This window comes from Streptomyces sp. NPDC043685, from assembly GCF_056436585.1.
Window position 1 is genome coordinate 170094 of sequence record NZ_JBWKCH010000007.1, and the last position, 16429, is coordinate 186522.

A 16429-nucleotide genomic window follows, 5' to 3' on the forward strand; every position below is an offset into this window, starting at 1 on the left:
CCGTCCGGCGGGGTCCCGGGCGCCGCCGGAGTCCGCCCCGTGGACGTGCTGCCCATCCAAGCCGACTCCCGGTTACGCTGGCGCGGTGCGCCCTTCCCCGGAAGCCCTCCGGCCGTCCGGGAAGCCGCAAAGCCGACAGCCGTCGCACCTGAGGGAGCCCTTCACATGGCCTCGTTGCCGCCGACCCCTTCCACCGACAGCCGGACCCGTGTGTCCGCGCTCCGAGACGCCCTGGCCACCCGTGTGGTCGTGGCCGACGGAGCCATGGGCACCATGCTCCAGGCGCAGGACCCCACGCTCGAGGACTTCGAGAATCTCGAGGGTTGCAACGAGATCCTCAACCTGACGCGGCCGGACATCGTCCGCTCCGTCCACGACGCCTACTTCGCGGTGGGCGTGGACTGCGTGGAGACCAACACGTTCGGCGCCAACCACACCGCCGCCGCCGAGTACGAGATCTCCGACCGGGTGCACGAGCTGTCCGAGGCGGGTGCCCGGATCGCCCGCGAGGCGGCCGACGAGTACGCCGCCCGGGACGGCCGGCCGCGCTGGGTGCTCGGCTCGATCGGCCCCGGCACCAAGCTGCCCACGCTCGGCCACGTCACCTACACCGCGATCCGCGACGGCTACCAGGCCAACGCCGAGGGCCTGCTCGCCGGCGGCGCGGACGCGCTGCTCGTGGAGACGACCCAGGACCTCCTCCAGACCAAGGCGTCCGTCCTCGGCGCCCGCCGCGCCATGGAGGCCACGGGCGCCGACGTGCCCCTGCTGGTCTCGATGGCCTTCGAGACCACCGGCACCATGCTGCTCGGCTCCGAGATCGGCGCGGCGCTCACCGCGCTGGAGCCCCTCGGCATCGACATGATCGGCCTGAACTGCTCCACCGGCCCGGCCGAGATGAGCGAGCACCTGCGCTACCTCACGCGCCATTCGCGCATCCCCCTGCTGTGCATGCCGAACGCCGGCCTGCCCATCCTCACCAAGGACGGCGCGCACTTCCCGCTCGACCCCGAGGGCCTGGCCGACGCGCAGCAGAACTTCGTCCGCGACTACGGCCTCTCCCTCGTGGGCGGCTGCTGCGGCACCACCCCCGAGCACCTGCGACAGCTGGTCGAGCGGGTCCGGGACGTCGCCCCGACCGAGCGCAGCCCGCAGGCCGAGCCGGGCGCGGCCTCCCTGTACCAGTCGGTGCCGTTCCGGCAGGACACCTCCTACCTGGCGATCGGTGAGCGCACCAACGCCAACGGCTCGAAGAAGTTCCGCGAGGCCATGCTGGAGGGCCGCTGGGACGACTGCGTGGAGATGGCCCGCGACCAGATCCGCGAGGGCGCGCACATGCTCGACCTGTGCGTGGACTACGTCGGCCGGGACGGCGTGGCCGACATGGAGGAACTGGCCGGCCGGTTCGCCACCGCCTCCACGCTGCCGATCGTGCTGGACTCCACCGAGGTCGACGTCATCCGGGCCGGCCTGGAGAAGCTCGGCGGCCGCGCGGTGATCAACTCGGTGAACTACGAGGACGGCGACGGCCCCGACTCCCGCTTCGCCAAGGTCACGGCGCTCGCCAAGGAGCACGGCGCCGCGCTGATCGCGCTGACCATCGACGAGGAGGGCCAGGCCCGCACCGCCGAGAAGAAGGTCGAGATCGCCGAACGGCTGATCGAGGACCTGACCGGCAACTGGGGCATCCACGAGGAGGACATCCTCGTGGACTGTCTGACCTTCACCATCTGCACCGGCCAGGAGGAGTCCCGCAAGGACGGCATCGCCACCATCGAGGGCATCCGCGAACTGAAGCGGCGCCACCCGAAGGTGCAGACCACGCTCGGCCTGTCCAACATCTCCTTCGGTCTCAACCCGGCCGCCCGCATCCTGCTGAACTCCGTCTTCCTCGACGAGTGCGTCAAGGCGGGACTGGACTCGGCCATCGTGCACGCCTCGAAGATCCTGCCGATCGCCCGCTTCAGCGAGGAGGAGGTCCGCACGGCCCTGGACCTCATCCACGACCGGCGCGCCGAGGGCTACGACCCGCTGCAGAAGCTCATGCAGCTGTTCGAGGGCGCCACCGCCAAGTCCCTCAAGGCCGGCAAGGCCGAGGAGCTGGCCGCCCTGCCGCTGGACGAGCGTCTGAAGCGGCGCATCATCGACGGTGAGAAGAACGGCCTCGAAGCCGACCTCGACGAGGCGCTCCAGGAGCGGCCCGCGCTGGACATCGTCAACGAGACCCTGCTGGACGGCATGAAGGTCGTCGGTGAACTGTTCGGCTCCGGCCAGATGCAGCTGCCGTTCGTCCTGCAGTCCGCCGAGGTCATGAAGACGGCCGTCGCCCACCTCGAACCGCACATGGAGAAGACCGACGAGGCCGGCAAGGGCACCATCGTGCTGGCCACCGTCCGCGGCGACGTGCACGACATCGGCAAGAACCTCGTCGACATCATCCTGTCCAACAACGGCTACAACGTCGTCAACCTGGGCATCAAGCAGCCGGTCTCCGCGATCCTGGACGCCGCCGAGGAGCACAGGGCCGACGTCATCGGCATGTCCGGCCTCCTGGTCAAGTCTACGGTGATCATGAAGGAGAACCTGGAGGAGCTCAACCAGCGCGGCCTGGCGGCGAACTATCCGGTCATCCTCGGCGGCGCCGCGCTGACCCGGGCGTACGTCGAGCAGGACCTGCACGAGATCTACGAGGGCGAGGTCCGCTACGCCCGTGACGCCTTCGAGGGCCTGCGCCTGATGGACGCCCTCATCGGCGTCAAGCGGGGCGTGCCCGGCGCGAAGCTGCCCGAACTCAGGCAGCGCCGGGTGCGGGCCGCCGCCGTCGAGGTCGAGGAGCGGCCCGAGGAAGGCCACGTCCGCTCCGACGTCGCCACCGACAACCCCGTCCCGCGCGCCCCCTTCCAGGGCAGCCGGGTGATCAAGGGCATCCAGCTCAAGGAGTACGCGAGCTGGCTCGACGAGGGCGCCCTGTTCAAGGGCCAGTGGGGTCTGAAGCAGGCCCGCACCGGCGAGGGCCCTTCCTACGAGGAGCTCGTCGAGAGCGAGGGCAGGCCCCGGCTGCGCGGCCTGCTGGACCGGCTCCAGACGGAGAACCTGCTGGAGGCGGCCGTGGTCTACGGCTACTTCCCGTGCGTCTCCAAGGACGACGACCTGATCATCCTGGACGAGCAGGGCAACGAGCGCACCCGCTTCACCTTCCCGCGCCAGCGCCGCGGCCGGCGCCTGTGCCTGGCCGACTTCTTCCGCCCGGAGGAGTCCGGCGAGACCGACGTCGTCGGCCTCCAGGTCGTCACCGTCGGCTCGCGCATCGGCGAGGAGACCGCCCGGCTGTTCGAGGCCAACGCCTACCGCGACTACCTCGAACTGCACGGCCTGTCGGTGCAGCTCGCCGAGGCGCTCGCCGAGTACTGGCACGCCCGCGTGCGTTCCGAACTCGGCTACGCCGGCGAGGACCCGGACGAGATGCAGGGCATGTTCGAGCTGAAGTACCGCGGCGCCCGCTTCTCCCTCGGCTACGGCGCCTGCCCGAACCTGGAGGACCGCGCCAAGATCGCCGACCTGCTCCAGCCGGAGCGCATCGGCGTCCACCTCTCCGAGGAGTTCCAGCTGCACCCGGAGCAGTCCACGGACGCCATCGTGATCCACCACCCGGAGGCGAAGTACTTCAACGCCCGCTGACCCCGCCCCGCCGGGCCGCACGGGCTGAACGAGCGTTTCGGTCGCGCACGACGTAGACTGGTCGGTCCACTGCAGGCCGGCTCCCTTTGTGGGAGCCGGCCTGATCGTCCCTTCAAGGAGGTAGGTGGATGACCAGTACGGTCCCCGCACTCGGTACCCGGTCCGCTGAGGGGTCGGCCCTGCAAGCCGTGCTCCTGGACATGGACGGCACCCTGGTGGACACCGAGGGTTTCTGGTGGGACGTCGAGCGCGAGGTCTTCGCCTCCCTCGGTCACACGCTCGACGACTCCTGGCGGCATGTCGTGGTCGGCGGCCCCATGACCCGCAGCGCGGGCTTCCTGATCGAGGCCACCGGCGCCGACATCACCCTCGACGACCTCACCGTGCTCCTGAACGACGGGTTCGAGGCCCGCATCGGCCGCGCCCTGCCGCTGATGCCGGGCGCCGGGCGTCTGCTGGCCGAGCTGTACGAGTACGAGATCCCCACGGCCCTCGTCTCCGCCTCGCACCGGCGCATCATCGACCGGGTGCTGGACTCCCTGGGCGCCCACCACTTCAGCCTCACCGTGGCCGGCGACGAGGTGCCCCGTACCAAGCCCCACCCCGACCCGTACCTGGCCGCCGCCGCCGGACTCGGCGCCGAGCCGGCCCGCTGCGCCGTCATCGAGGACACCGCCACCGGGGTCGCCGCCGCCGAGGCCGCGGGCTGCCAGGTGGTGGCCGTGCCCTCCGTGGCCCCCATCGCCCCGGCCCTGCGCCGTACGGTCGTGACCTCCCTGGAAGAGGTCGACCTGGCATTTCTGCACGACCTGATGACGGAAATGCGCTAGGCGTTCACCCAGCGTGCAGCAGCGTTAACACGGCAATTCCGAAGGCAATTCGAACCCCTCCGGATGAGCGAATTCCCATACCCCGGAACCCGTTCAGGCGTGTGACGTTCCCCACGCGGACCGGGCTCGACAGGGGATCCCGTGTGTGCTGCGGACCCCCTCCGGGGGGCCGTGGGCGTGCCCTTGTGTCCCGATTGATGGGACGCTGCACCAAAGCTTCCACTGGCGGGCTTTCGGTGTGTCCGCACCCGGTTCCGCAGCGTGATGGGTGCTCAACTCCGGTGGCTGCGAACCCTCCTGCCGGCCCCGACTAATCTCGTCGCGAGAACATCGCCCCATCCCCGTGATCCGCTGCGCCACCCCTGCATGCCGGGTACACGGAGTCGACAGCTCTGGAGAAACTCGAGCATGAACCGCAAGACTTTGGTGCTGCCGGCCGTGATCGGCCTGCTCGCGCCGGTGCTCGCCGCCTGCGGCGGGTCCGACAGCGGGAGCGGCGACAGCGACGCGATCGTCGTCGGCACCACGGACCGGTTCACCGCCTCGAAGGACGCCCCCGCGCCCCTCGACCCGGCGTACGCCTACGACGTCGGCACCTGGAACATCCTGCGCCAGACCGTGCAGACCCTGATGATCCAGCCGCGCGGCGAGGGCGAGCCGGTACCGGAGGCCGCGGAGCGCTGCGGCTTCACCGACACCGGCAACGAGCGCTACGCCTGCACCCTGCGCGACGGCCTGAAGTTCGCCGACGGCGACGCCGTGACCGCGGCCGACGTGAAGTACTCCATCGACCGCGCCCGCTCCCTGAAGGCCGACAGCGGCGTGTTCGCGCTGCTGTCCACCATCGACACCGTCGAGACGCAGGGCGACCGCGAGGTCATCTTCCACCTCAAGACCGCCGACGCGACCTTCCCGTACAAGCTGTCGACCCCCGTCGCCGGCATCGTCGACCCCGACGACTACCCGAAGAACAAGCTGCGCGACGGCTTCGAGCTGGACGGTTCCGGCCCGTACACCCTCAAGGCCGACGTCGAGAACGGCGAACTGGTCAAGGCCGAGTTCACCAAGAACCCCGATTACCAGGGGACTCTCGAGGTGAACAACGACAAGGTCGACATGGTCTCGTTCAAGGACGCCGACGCCATGGGCGAGGCGCTCCACAAGGGCGACATCGACCTGATGACCCGTGCCATGTCGCCGGATCAGATCCGTAAGCTCTCGGCTGACGCGGACACCGACATCGACCTCGTCGAGATGCCCGGCCTGGAGATCCGCTACCTCGGCTTCAACACCGACGCCCCGACGGTGAAGTCCAAGGCCGTGCGCCAGGCGATGGCCCAGGTCGTCAACCGCAGCGCGCTCGTCTCGAAGGTCTACGGCTCCCAGGCCGAGCCGCTGTACTCGCTGGTCCCGGCCAGCGTCACCGGCCACTCCAACTCGTTCTTCAACAAGTACGGCGAGCCGAACGTCAGCAAGGCCCGTGCCCTGCTCGGCCAGGCGAACATCACCACCCCGGTGAAGCTGACGCTGCACTACACGACCGACCACTACGGCCCGGCCACCAAGAAGGAGTTCGAGGTCCTGCGTGACCAGCTGAACTCCAGCGGCCTGTTCGAGGTCGGCATCAAGGGCACCCCGTGGAACACGTTCCGCCCGGCCGAGAAGAAGGGCGAGTACGACGTCTACGGCATGGGCTGGTTCCCGGACTTCCCGGACGCCGACAACTTCCTCGCGCCGTTCCTCGACGCGGACAACACCCTCGGCTCGCCGTACGAAAACCGGCGGATCCGCGACACCCTGATCCCGGAATCCCGCCGGGAGGCCGACCGGCTGTCCGCCTCCACTTCCCTGACGGACATTCAGGACGTCGTCGCGGCCGACGTGCCGGTGCTGCCGCTCTGGCAGGGCAAGCAGTACGTCGCCGCGCGCGACGACATCACGGGCACCGCGTACGCGCTCAACTCCGCCTCGACGCTCCAGCTGTGGGAGCTCGGGCGGGGCGTGAGCGGCTGACGGACCCGCTGGATCCCCGGGGCCCCTGACCGAGGCCCCGGGGAGCCGTGCCCCGGAGCCAGGGACACGCTCCGGGTGTTCTCGAGAACCGACGACAAGGCACACACGTGAAGATACGCAACCAGTGGCCGGTCCTGCCCATCGTGGCGGGCCTCGCCTCCGGACTGCTGACCGGCTGTGGCACGGAGAGTGGAGACGCCGCGGGGGACGGCTCCAACGTGGTGGTGGGGATGTCCGACGACGTCCTGGCCACCGACCCGGCCTCCGGCTACGACCCCGGCTCCTGGCTGTTGTTCAACAACGTCTTCCAGTCCCTGCTGAGCTTCCCCAAGGGCGCCACGGAACCGCAGCCGGAAGCCGCCGAGAGCTGCGCCTTCACCGACACGCAGACCACGGTCTACAGGTGCACGCTGAAGGACGGCCTCAAGTTCAGCAACGGTGACGAGCTCACCTCGAAGGACGTCAAGTTCTCCTTCGACCGCATGCTGAAGATCAACGACCCCGACGGGCCCGCGATCATGTTCCCCACGCTGGAGAAGGTCGAGACGCCGGACGACAAGACGGTCGTCTTCCGCCTCAACACCGCGGACGCCACCTTCCCGAGCAAGATCGCCTCCGGTGCCGGCTCCATCGTCGACCACACCCAGTACGACGCGGACGGCCTGCGCAAGGACGGCGAGGCGGTCGGCTCCGGCCCCTACCAGCTCGACTCGTTCGACGACGAGCAGGCGGTCTTCTCCGTCAACGAGAACTACAAGGGCACCGCCAAGGTGAACAACACCGGCGTGACGCTCAAGTTCTTCGACGGCGACCAGACGGCCCTGAAGCAGGCCATCCAGAACGGCGACGTCGACGTCGCCTACCGGGGTCTGACCGCCGGCGACATCGCGGACACCGAGAAGGCCGACGACGGCACCGGCGTCGAGGTCGTCGAGGGCAGCAGCGCCGAGGTCCAGCACCTGGTGTTCAACATGGACGACCCGGTCGCCGGAAAGCTCGGCGTCCGCAAGGCCATCGCCCACCTGCTCGACCGCGACGCCCTCATCAAGGACGTCTACCAGGGCACCGCCACCCCGCTCTACTCGATCATCCCGGCCGGCATCGCGGGCCACAACACGGCCTTCTTCGACACCTACGGCGCCCGCCCGTCCCGGTCCAAGGCCCAGGCCGCGCTGCGCAAGGACGGCATCACCGGCAAGGTCAAGCTGACCCTCTGGTCCACCCCGTCCCGCTACGGCCCCGCCACCGACCAGGAGCTCAACGCCATCGCCGGCCAGCTCAACGCCAGCGGCCTGTTCGACGCGAGCGTCAAGTCGGTCCCCTTCGGCCAGTACGAGAAGGACATCGCCGCCGGCAAGTACGGCGTCTACGTGAAGGGCTGGGTGCCGGACTACCCGGACGCCGACAACTTCACGGCCCCGTTCTTCGGCAAGGGCAACGTGCTGAGCAACAACTACGACAACGGCACGATCACCGGATCGCTCATCCCGCGCACCGCCGCCCTGACCAACCGGGCCTCCACGGACAAGGAGTTCGGCGAGCTGCAGGACATCGTCGCCGACGAACTCCCCGTCCTGCCGGTGTGGCAGGCCAAGCAGTACGCGGTCGTCCGTGACGGCGTCTACGGCCTGGAGTACTGCCTCGACGCGTCGACGGTGTTCCGCTTCTGGGAGCTCAGCAAGGACGCCTGACACCCGCACGGGTGTGCAGAAGGGCGCCTCCCGCTCGGCGGGGGGCGCCCTCGCGCGTATCTGCCGTACCGGGCGCTACTGCGCGCCGGGGCGCACCAGCCCGCTCTCGTACGCGTACACCGCCGCCTGCACCCGGTCGCGCAGACCCAGCTTGGTCAGCACGTGCCCGACATGCGTCTTCACGGTCGTCTCGCTGACGAACAGGTCGGCGGCGATCTCCGCGTTGGACAGCCCTCGGGCCACCAGCTTCAGCACCTCGACCTCGCGGTCGGTGAGCGTGTGCAGCGTGTCCGGCACCGGCTCGTCGCCCGACGGCAGATGCGTGGCGTACTTGTCGAGCAGCCGGCGCGTGATGCTCGGGGCGAGCATCGCCTCGCCCGCGGCCACGACCCGGATGGCCTGCACCAGCTCGTTGGCGGGCGCGTCCTTCAGCAGGAACCCGCTGGCGCCCGCGCGCAGCGCCTCCACCACGTACTCGTCCAGGTCGAAGGTGGTCAGCACCAGGACCTTCGCCGGGCCGTCCCGCCCGGGCCCGGTGATCTGCCGGGTCGCCTCCACACCGTCCATCCGCGGCATACGGATGTCCATCAGAACCACATCGGGTTGCAGCGCACGCACCTGGTCGAGTGCCTGCAGTCCGTCACCGGCCTCCCCGACGACCGCGAGGTCCTGCTCCGCCTCCAGAATCATCCGGAAGCCGGTTCGCAGCAGGGGTTGGTCGTCGACCAGTAGGACGCGGATGGCCACGTGAGTCTCCTTCGCTAGCCCGGCCCCATTCTGCCCTGCGCGGGCCCGCCGGACTCAGCCGCCCTCGCCCGGCGCCGGCTGCACCGGCAGCTCCGCCGCACGCACCGGCAGGGGGTACGGCGGGGGAGTACCGCCGAACTCGGGGCAGTGGGCCTGGTGGTCGCACCAGCCGCACAGCTTCGTGGGGCGCGGCCGCCAGTCACCCGTCTCCGTGGCATGCCGGATCGCCTCCCACAGCGCCAGCAGCTTGCGCTCGACCCGCTCCAGGTCGGCCAGGACCGGGTCGTACGTCAGCACCTGGCCGCTGCCCAGGTAGACCAGCTGGAGCCGCCGGGGGACGACTTTCTTCAGCCGCCACACCACCAAGGCGTAGAACTTCATCTGGAAGAGCGCGCCCTCGGAGTACTCGGGCCGGGGCGCCTTGCCCGTCTTGTAGTCGACGATCCGCACCTCGCCCGTGGGGGCCACGTCGACCCGGTCGATGATGCCGCGCAGCCGCAGCCCCGACTCCAGCTCGGTCTCGACGAACAGCTCCCGCTCGGCCGGCTCCAGCCGGCTCGGGTCCTCCAGGGTGAACCAGCGCTCGACGAGCTGCTCGGCCTCGCCCAGCCACCGGGCCAGCCGCTCACCCTCCGGATCGTCGGCGAACAGCTCCACGACCTCCGGCCGCGTCTCGCGCAGCCGGTCCCACTGGCCGGGGATCAGCGACTTCGCCCGCGGCGCCGTGCGCTCGGCGGCCGGGGCGTCGAACAGCCGCTCCAGGACCGCGTGCACCAGCGTGCCGCGGGTCGCCGCCTCGCTCGGCTTCTCCGGCAGCCGGTCGATGACCCGGAAGCGGTAGAGCAGCGGGCACTGCATGAAGTCACTGGCACGCGAGGGGGACAGCGAGGCGGGCGCTATGGCGGTGGGCGCGGTCGGTGCGGTCGTCTCCACTGCTGTCGCGGCGGACCCGGCCGCTGCCGGCGGGTCCACCGCCGCGGCCGGGTCGCCGCCGGGCTGCGCCGCGCCCTCGGTGCTCGTCTCCATGCCCCAGACCATACGGCCCGCCACTGACAGTGACCCAGCCGCGGTCCCGGGTGTGCGCGGTCAGAAGCCGTGAGAGGAGGGGAGGTACGGGAAACACCGGGGGTGCCGGGGCGAAACGCGCCTCGACGGACGCATACCATCGACTCGAGACCCTCCCGTCCGGCAGGCGCGGGAGACGCTTCGATCGAGGGGACACCGGTGGACGAGAGCGGCGGGCGCGGGCGGCCGCGGTCCGGCAACGACGAGTCGGCCGAGCGTCACACGGGGACCCCGGCCCGGGCCGCCGACCCGACCCCCGCCGACGAACAGCCCACGGACGAACGGCGTTTCACCCCGGAGCGAGCCACCCCGACGGCTGACGCCGCGGAATCCGCCCCTGCCGTGCCGACCGAGCCCACCGGCCCGCGCCCGGCTTCCGCGCGTGACGCGCACGCCGAGCCCCCGACCTCCGCCACCGGCGAGCCGTCAGACCGGCAGCCGTCAGACGCTTCTCCTGGGCAGCCCTCGCCGCCCGAGGCCGCCGAGCCGCCCGGCATGGGGTCGTCGGACGTAGCCCCTGGGCTGCCCTCGCCGGACTCCTCCCCTGACGCGCCCGGCGAGCGCGGCGTGCCGACGGAGCCCACCGGCCCGCACACCGCCCCAGCGCGCGACGACCACACCTCCGTATCCGGCGAGGCTGCTGTCCGGCAGCCGTCGGACGCCCCGCCCGAGGCCGCCGAGGCGCCCGGCGTGCGGCCGTCGGACGTAGCCCCTGGGCAGCCCTCGCCGGACTCCTCCGCTGACGCGCCCGGCGAGCGCGGCGTGCCGACCGAGTCCGCCGGGCCCCACACCGTCCCGGCCCGTGACGAACACCCGGCACCCCTCCGCCCCGGGCATGAGGACGGCCCTCCGCCGGAGGGCGACGCGCACCCCGACCGTGCCTACGCAGGCGGTCCCCACCCGGACCCCGCCGCCGAGCGGCCCGAGGCGAACCAGCCTCACCACCAGCCCGGCCCCGCCGCCCCCGCGCCCGCCCGCTCCGCCGACGGCAAGGGCCCCGCCCCGCAGCGGCCGGAGCCCCGGGGCGGGCTGCTCATGGGACGGCCCTTCGGCGTGCCCGTGTACGTGGCGCCGAGCTGGTTCCTCGTCGCCGCGCTGATCACCTGGGTGTTCGGCGGCCAGCTGGAGCGCGTGCTGCCCGAGCTCGGGGCCGCCCGCTACCTGGTCTCGCTGTTCTTCGCCGTGGCCTTCTACGCCTCCGTGCTGGTCCACGAACTGGCCCACACCGTCGCCGCCCTCCGCTTCAAGCTCCCGGTCCGCCGTATCCAGCTCCAGTTCTTCGGCGGCGTCTCGGAGATCGAGAAGGAGGCCGAGACCCCCGGCCGGGAGTTCGTGCTGGCCTTCGTCGGGCCCCTGCTCTCCCTCGTCCTCTCCGGCGCCTTCTACGCCGCGATGCAGGCCGTGGAGCCCGGCACCGTCCCCGGCGTCCTGCTCGCGGGCCTGATGATCTCCAACCTCATCGTGGCGGCGTTCAACCTCCTGCCCGGCCTGCCCCTCGACGGCGGCCGGATGCTGCGCGCCGTCGTGTGGAAGCTCACCGGCAAGCCGATGACCGGCACCGTCGCCGCCGCCTGGGTCGGCCGCGCCCTCGCCGTCGGCGTGCTGATCGGACTGCCCCTGCTGACCCAGTCCGGTGCCCTCGGCACCGACGCCGTCGACAACGTCGGCATGGACACCGTCCTGGACGCCCTGCTGGCCGCCATCCTCGCCGCGATCATCTGGACCGGCGCCGGGAACAGCCTGCGCATGGCCCGCCTGCGCGAGCACCTCCCCGAGCTGCGCGCCCGGGCGCTCACCCGCCGCGCGGTCCCCGTCGAGTCCGACACCCCGCTCTCGGAGGCCCTGCGCCGCGCCAACGCCGCCGGAGCCCGCGCCCTGGTCGTCGTCGACGCCGACGGCCGGCCCCTCTCCCTGGTCCGCGAGGCCGCCATCGCCGGCGTGCCCGAGCACCGCCGCCCCTGGGTCGCCGTCAGCGGCCTCGCCCAGGGCCTCACCGACGGCATGCGCGTCTCGGCGGAGCTGTCCGGCGAGGAACTCCTGGACGCCCTGCGCGCCACCCCCGCCACCGAGTACCTGGTGGTGGAGGAGACCGGCGAGATCTACGGCGTCCTGTCGGCGGCCGACGTGGAGCGCGCCTTCGTCAAGGCGATGGCCAGGCCGTCCTAGGAACGGTCCTGGTGGTCGGTGGCCCTCTCCGGGGCCGGTAGGCTGGTCACATGTCCGAACCGACCGGTGCCGCCCGCAGGCGCGGGCCCTTCAAGGTCGGGGACCAGGTTCAGCTGACCGACCCCAAGGGCCGCCACTACACGTTCACGCTCGAGGCCGGGAAGAACTTCCACACCCACAAGGGTTCCTTCCCGCACGACGAACTGATCGGTGCTCCCGAGGGCAGCGTTGTCCGCACCACCGGAAACGTCGCCTACCTCGCGCTGCGCCCCCTGCTCCCCGACTACGTCCTGTCCATGCCCCGCGGCGCTGCCGTGGTCTACCCCAAGGACGCGGGGCAGATCCTGGCCTTCGCCGACATCTTCCCCGGCGCGCGCGTCGTGGAAGCGGGCGTCGGCTCCGGCTCGCTCAGCAGCTTCCTGCTGCGGGCCATCGGAGACCAGGGCATGCTGCACAGCTACGAGCGCCGCGCCGACTTCGCCGAGATCGCCCAGGCGAACGTGGAGCGCTACTTCGGCGGCCCGCACCCCGCCTGGCAGCTCACCGTCGGCGACCTCCAGGACAACCTGTCCGACGCCGACGTCGACCGCGTCATCCTCGACATGCTCGCCCCCTGGGAGTGCTTGGAGGCCGTCTCCAAGGCGCTCGTGCCCGGCGGCATCCTGTGCTGCTACGTGGCGACCACCACCCAGCTCGCCCGGACCGTGGAGTCCATCCGCGAGATCGGCTGCTTCAACGAGCCGAGCGCCTGGGAGTCGATGATCCGCAACTGGCACATCGAGGGCCTGGCGGTCCGCCCGGACCACCGGATGATCGGCCACACCGGCTTCCTGCTCACCGCCCGCCGCCTCGCCGACGGCGTCGAGCCGCCCATGCGCCGCCGCCGCCCCGCCAAGGGCGCCTACGGCGAGGACTACTCCGGCCCCAACGCCGACGGCGGCGCCGCCCGCTGAGCCGGCCCGTCCACCACGCCCAACGCACAGGCGCCGTGGCGCAGTTCCCGGATCCGTTCCGAACTGCGCCACGGCGCCTTTCCGTTGCCGCCCCGGGTGAACCCTCGCGGGACGCCGTTGACCTGCCGCGCGGGCCGTGACGGTCCCGTCGCGCCACAGCGGGGGCCGGGCGCGCACGGGCACGCTGACACCGCGGCAGAAACCGTAACCGTTCTGCCTTCCCCGGCAGTGGACATGCACACCCCGCCGTTCCCTCGCGGTGTGACGTGTGGCACCATGCTGGCCACCCCACCGGCACAGCCTCAGGAGACCCTCCTAGTGCAGTCTTCCGCCGTCCCGGAGCTCGCCCACACCCACGCCCGCCCCATCCACTGGCTCGCCACCGCGACGGCCGTCGCCGGGGTCGTGGCCTTCTCCTCGGTCCTCCAGCCCGGAGCGGCGACCGCGGCTTCGCCCGCCGCCCCCGAGACCAAGAGCGCCCCGGCGCCCCTCACTCCGCCCGACCCGGGCGCGGTGACGTACCCGGTCGACTGCGGCACGGTGAAGGCCGTGGTGAAGAAGCGGGCCTTCGGAGACCTCGACGGCGACGGCCGGCCCGAGACGGTGGCCGTGGTCCACTGCGACTCCCCGATGGGGACCCCGCCCGACGGCGTCTACGTCCTCACCCGCGACGCCGACGGCGGCAAGCCGCGGATCGTGGCCACCCTGCTCGATCCCAAGGACGGCAGCACCGTGACCGACTTCGCCGTACGGGCAGGCGCCGTCACGGCCACGCTCCTCGGCTACTCGTCGGCCGACGTGCCGCGTTGCTGCCCCGACGAGAAGAGCGACGCGAAATGGCGTTGGCAGAACGGCTCGTTCGTCCGCTCGACCCCGGCCGGCGCCCGCAGCGTATGAGGCGCCTGAGCCGCCGCGTGTGAGATATCAGACAGTAGTAACGGAACGTGGAGAAGTAGTCACTCTGCGTCCGGTCCGAAGACTTCGGCCCTGTCCGAAACCCGACGTACGTGGATGCACTCGCCCGGACACTCCTTCGCGGAGTCGATCACGTCCGTGAGCAGCGGCAGCGGAACGGGCGTCGTCGCGCCCTTGTCCTGGAGCAACTCGTCGTCGGGGCTCTTCACATAGGCCAGACCGTCGATGTCCAGCTCGAACACCTCGGGCGCGTACTGGGCGCAGATGCCGTCGCCGGTACACAGGTCCTGGTCGATCCAGACCTCCAGCTCCTCGCCGTCGGCCCCGGCCACCTGCTGCACGCTCATCTCTCCTGCCGTTTCTCCGCCGAGCCGTGTCGGGAATCCGGCCAGCTCCGGCGGGTGTTGAACAGTTCGACCCTACCTCCGGCTGGGTTCCAATCATGTTCGCTGGGTATTCCCCTGGCGTGAGGGAGAGCGCAAGGGTGAAGATCGGACACACCCCGACCGTCTTTGTGATCTAGGGGTTTCAATCGACACCCGCCCAGGTAGGGTCTGGAAGCGTCCAGCTCCCCTTGGAGGAGGTGAGGACCGTGGCAGCCCACGACGACGACATGAACCGCGGCATCCGCCCGGGAAGCGGGTCCGACGACCCGGCCGGGCAGATCGCCTATCTTGAGCAGGAGATCGCCGTCCTGCGACGCAAGCTCGCCGACTCTCCGCGACACACGAGGATTCTCGAAGAGCGGATCGTCGAGCTGCAGACCAATCTGGCCGGCGTGTCCGCGCAGAACGAGCGACTCGCCAACACACTGCGTGAGGCCCGCGACCAGATCGTGGCCCTCAAGGAGGAAGTCGACCGGCTCGCGCAGCCGCCGGCCGGCTTCGGTGTGTTCCTGACGGCCAACGAGGACGGCACCGCCGACATCTTCACCGGCGGCCGCAAGCTCAGGGTGAACGTCAGCCCCAGCGTCGAGCTCGAAGAGCTCCGGCGCGGCCAGGAAGTCATGCTCAACGAAGCGCTCAACGTGGTCGAGGCCATGGAGTTCGAGCGCGTCGGTGACATCGTCACCCTCAAGGAGATCCTCGAGGACGGCGAGCGGGCCCTCGTGCTCGGGCACACCGACGAGGAGCGGGTGGTACGGCTCGCCGAGCCGCTGTTGGACGTCACCATCCGCCCCGGCGACGCCCTCCTGCTCGAACCCCGCTCCGGTTACGTCTACGAGGTCGTGCCGAAGAGCGAGGTCGAGGAGCTCGTCCTCGAAGAGGTCCCCGACATCGGCTACGAGCAGATCGGCGGTCTCGGCGGCCAGATCGAGGCCATCCGCGACGCGGTCGAGCTGCCGTACCTCTACCCGGACCTGTTCAAGGAGCACGAACTGCGGCCGCCGAAGGGCGTCCTGCTGTACGGGCCCCCCGGATGCGGCAAGACGCTCATCGCCAAGGCCGTGGCCAACTCGCTGGCCAAGAAGGTCGCCGAGGTGACCGGCCAGGCCGCCGGCAAGAGCTTCTTCCTTAACATCAAGGGCCCCGAGCTCCTGAACAAGTACGTCGGTGAGACGGAGCGGCAGATCCGCCTCGTCTTCCAGCGGGCCCGTGAGAAGGCCAGCGAGGGCACCCCCGTCATCGTCTTCTTCGACGAGATGGAGTCCCTCTTCCGCACCCGTGGCTCCGGTGTCAGCTCGGACGTGGAGAACACCATCGTCCCGCAGCTGCTCGCCGAGATCGACGGTGTCGAGGGCCTGCAGAACGTGGTCGTGATCGGTGCCTCCAACCGTGAGGACATGATCGACCCCGCCATCCTGCGGCCCGGCCGGCTCGACGTGAAGATCAAGATCGAGCGTCCGGACGCCGAGGCGGCCAAGGACATCTTCGGCAAGTACCTCACGGAGCGCCTCCCCCTGCACGGCGACGACCTCGCCGAGCACAGCGGCTCCAAGGCCTCCACGGTCCAGAGCATGATCCAGACGGCCGTGGAACACATGTACGCCGAGTCCGAGGAGAACCGCTTCCTCGAGGTCACCTACGCCAACGGTGACAAGGAAGTCCTCTACTTCAAGGACTTCAACTCCGGCGCCATGATCGAGAACATCGTCGGCCGCGCCAAGAAGATGGCGATCAAGGACTTCCTCGAGAAGAACCAGAAGGGCCTCCGCGTCTCCCACCTCCTCCAGGCATGCGTGGACGAGTTCAAGGAGAATGAGGACCTGCCGAACACCACCAACCCGGACGACTGGGCCAGGATCTCCGGAAAGAAGGGCGAGCGGATCGTGTACATCCGTACGCTCATCACCGGAAAGCAGGGCACCGACACCGGACGCTCCATCGACACGGTGGCGAACACCGGTCAGTACCTGTAAAAGACAGGGCGG

At 70.5% G+C, this 16429-nt stretch carries 11 protein-coding genes; 8 read left to right on the forward strand and 3 right to left on the reverse strand.

The features are described from left to right. Nucleotides 1-165: 165 nt before the first annotated feature. From metH to AC0665_RS23945, 4 genes are all read left to right on the forward strand, one after another. A complete protein-coding gene (gene metH / locus AC0665_RS23930) occupies nucleotides 166-3678 on the forward strand; it encodes a methionine synthase (RefSeq protein ID WP_478705760.1) in 3513 nt (1170 codons plus the stop codon). A 128-nt stretch (nucleotides 3679-3806) separates the two neighbouring features. After that, complete coding sequence (locus AC0665_RS23935) at nucleotides 3807-4508, forward strand: HAD family hydrolase (RefSeq protein ID WP_468410437.1); 702 nt, start codon at nucleotides 3807-3809, stop codon at nucleotides 4506-4508. Nucleotides 4509-4916: 408 nt separating this feature from the next. Next, nucleotides 4917-6521, forward strand: a complete 1605-nt coding sequence (locus tag AC0665_RS23940; protein WP_478705761.1) for an ABC transporter substrate-binding protein — start codon at nucleotides 4917-4919, stop codon at nucleotides 6519-6521. Nucleotides 6522-6628: 107 nt separating this feature from the next. After that, nucleotides 6629-8212, forward strand: coding sequence for an ABC transporter substrate-binding protein (locus tag AC0665_RS23945; RefSeq protein WP_468410433.1), 1584 nt, complete (start codon nucleotides 6629-6631; stop codon nucleotides 8210-8212). Between the two features lie 75 nt (nucleotides 8213-8287). Here AC0665_RS23945 and AC0665_RS23950 read toward each other — a convergent pair whose 3' ends face one another. Then, entirely contained in the window at nucleotides 8288-8959 is a 672-nt protein-coding gene (locus AC0665_RS23950) for a response regulator (RefSeq protein ID WP_030606450.1), read from the reverse strand. 54 nt (nucleotides 8960-9013) lie between these two features. After that, the gene (locus AC0665_RS23955) at nucleotides 9014-9985 is read right to left on the reverse strand and encodes a RecB family exonuclease (RefSeq protein WP_478705762.1); all 972 of its coding nucleotides are present in this window, start codon (nucleotides 9983-9985) and stop codon (nucleotides 9014-9016) included. Between the two features lie 198 nt (nucleotides 9986-10183). Between AC0665_RS23955 and AC0665_RS23960 the strand changes: the two genes are divergently transcribed. The 3 genes from AC0665_RS23960 (at nucleotide 10184) to AC0665_RS23970 (ending at nucleotide 14040) form a co-directional block, all read left to right on the forward strand. Beyond that, nucleotides 10184-12190 (forward strand): site-2 protease family protein, encoded by a 2007-nt coding sequence (locus AC0665_RS23960; RefSeq protein WP_478705763.1) that lies wholly within the window; start codon nucleotides 10184-10186, stop codon nucleotides 12188-12190. A gap of 50 nt (nucleotides 12191-12240) precedes the next feature. Next, the gene (locus tag AC0665_RS23965) at nucleotides 12241-13143 is read left to right on the forward strand and encodes a tRNA (adenine-N1)-methyltransferase (RefSeq protein ID WP_363120332.1); all 903 of its coding nucleotides are present in this window, start codon (nucleotides 12241-12243) and stop codon (nucleotides 13141-13143) included. 318 nt (nucleotides 13144-13461) lie between these two features. After that, nucleotides 13462-14040 (forward strand): hypothetical protein, encoded by a 579-nt coding sequence (locus AC0665_RS23970; RefSeq protein ID WP_468410429.1) that lies wholly within the window; start codon nucleotides 13462-13464, stop codon nucleotides 14038-14040. A gap of 59 nt (nucleotides 14041-14099) precedes the next feature. On the opposite strand, the gene AC0665_RS23975 is transcribed toward AC0665_RS23970, so the two are convergent. Further along, nucleotides 14100-14405 (reverse strand): ferredoxin, encoded by a 306-nt coding sequence (locus tag AC0665_RS23975; RefSeq protein WP_468410427.1) that lies wholly within the window; start codon nucleotides 14403-14405, stop codon nucleotides 14100-14102. Between the two features lie 245 nt (nucleotides 14406-14650). Here AC0665_RS23975 and arc point away from each other — a divergent pair, with 245 nt between their 5' ends. Then, nucleotides 14651-16417, forward strand: a complete 1767-nt coding sequence (gene arc / locus AC0665_RS23980) for a proteasome ATPase (protein WP_468410425.1) — start codon at nucleotides 14651-14653, stop codon at nucleotides 16415-16417. The last annotated feature ends 12 nt before the right edge of the window (nucleotides 16418-16429 follow it).

Coding starts and splice junctions, on each gene's coding strand:
- AC0665_RS23955 (WP_478705762.1), bottom strand. CDS start 9,985: ATGGAGACGAGCACCGAGGGCGCGGCGCAGCCCGGCGGCGACCCGGCC.
- AC0665_RS23965 (WP_363120332.1), top strand. CDS start 12,241: ATGTCCGAACCGACCGGTGCCGCCCGCAGGCGCGGGCCCTTCAAGGTC.
- AC0665_RS23935 (WP_468410437.1), top strand. CDS start 3,807: ATGACCAGTACGGTCCCCGCACTCGGTACCCGGTCCGCTGAGGGGTCG.
- AC0665_RS23940 (WP_478705761.1), top strand. CDS start 4,917: ATGAACCGCAAGACTTTGGTGCTGCCGGCCGTGATCGGCCTGCTCGCG.
- metH (WP_478705760.1), top strand. CDS start 166: ATGGCCTCGTTGCCGCCGACCCCTTCCACCGACAGCCGGACCCGTGTG.
- AC0665_RS23975 (WP_468410427.1), bottom strand. CDS start 14,405: ATGAGCGTGCAGCAGGTGGCCGGGGCCGACGGCGAGGAGCTGGAGGTC.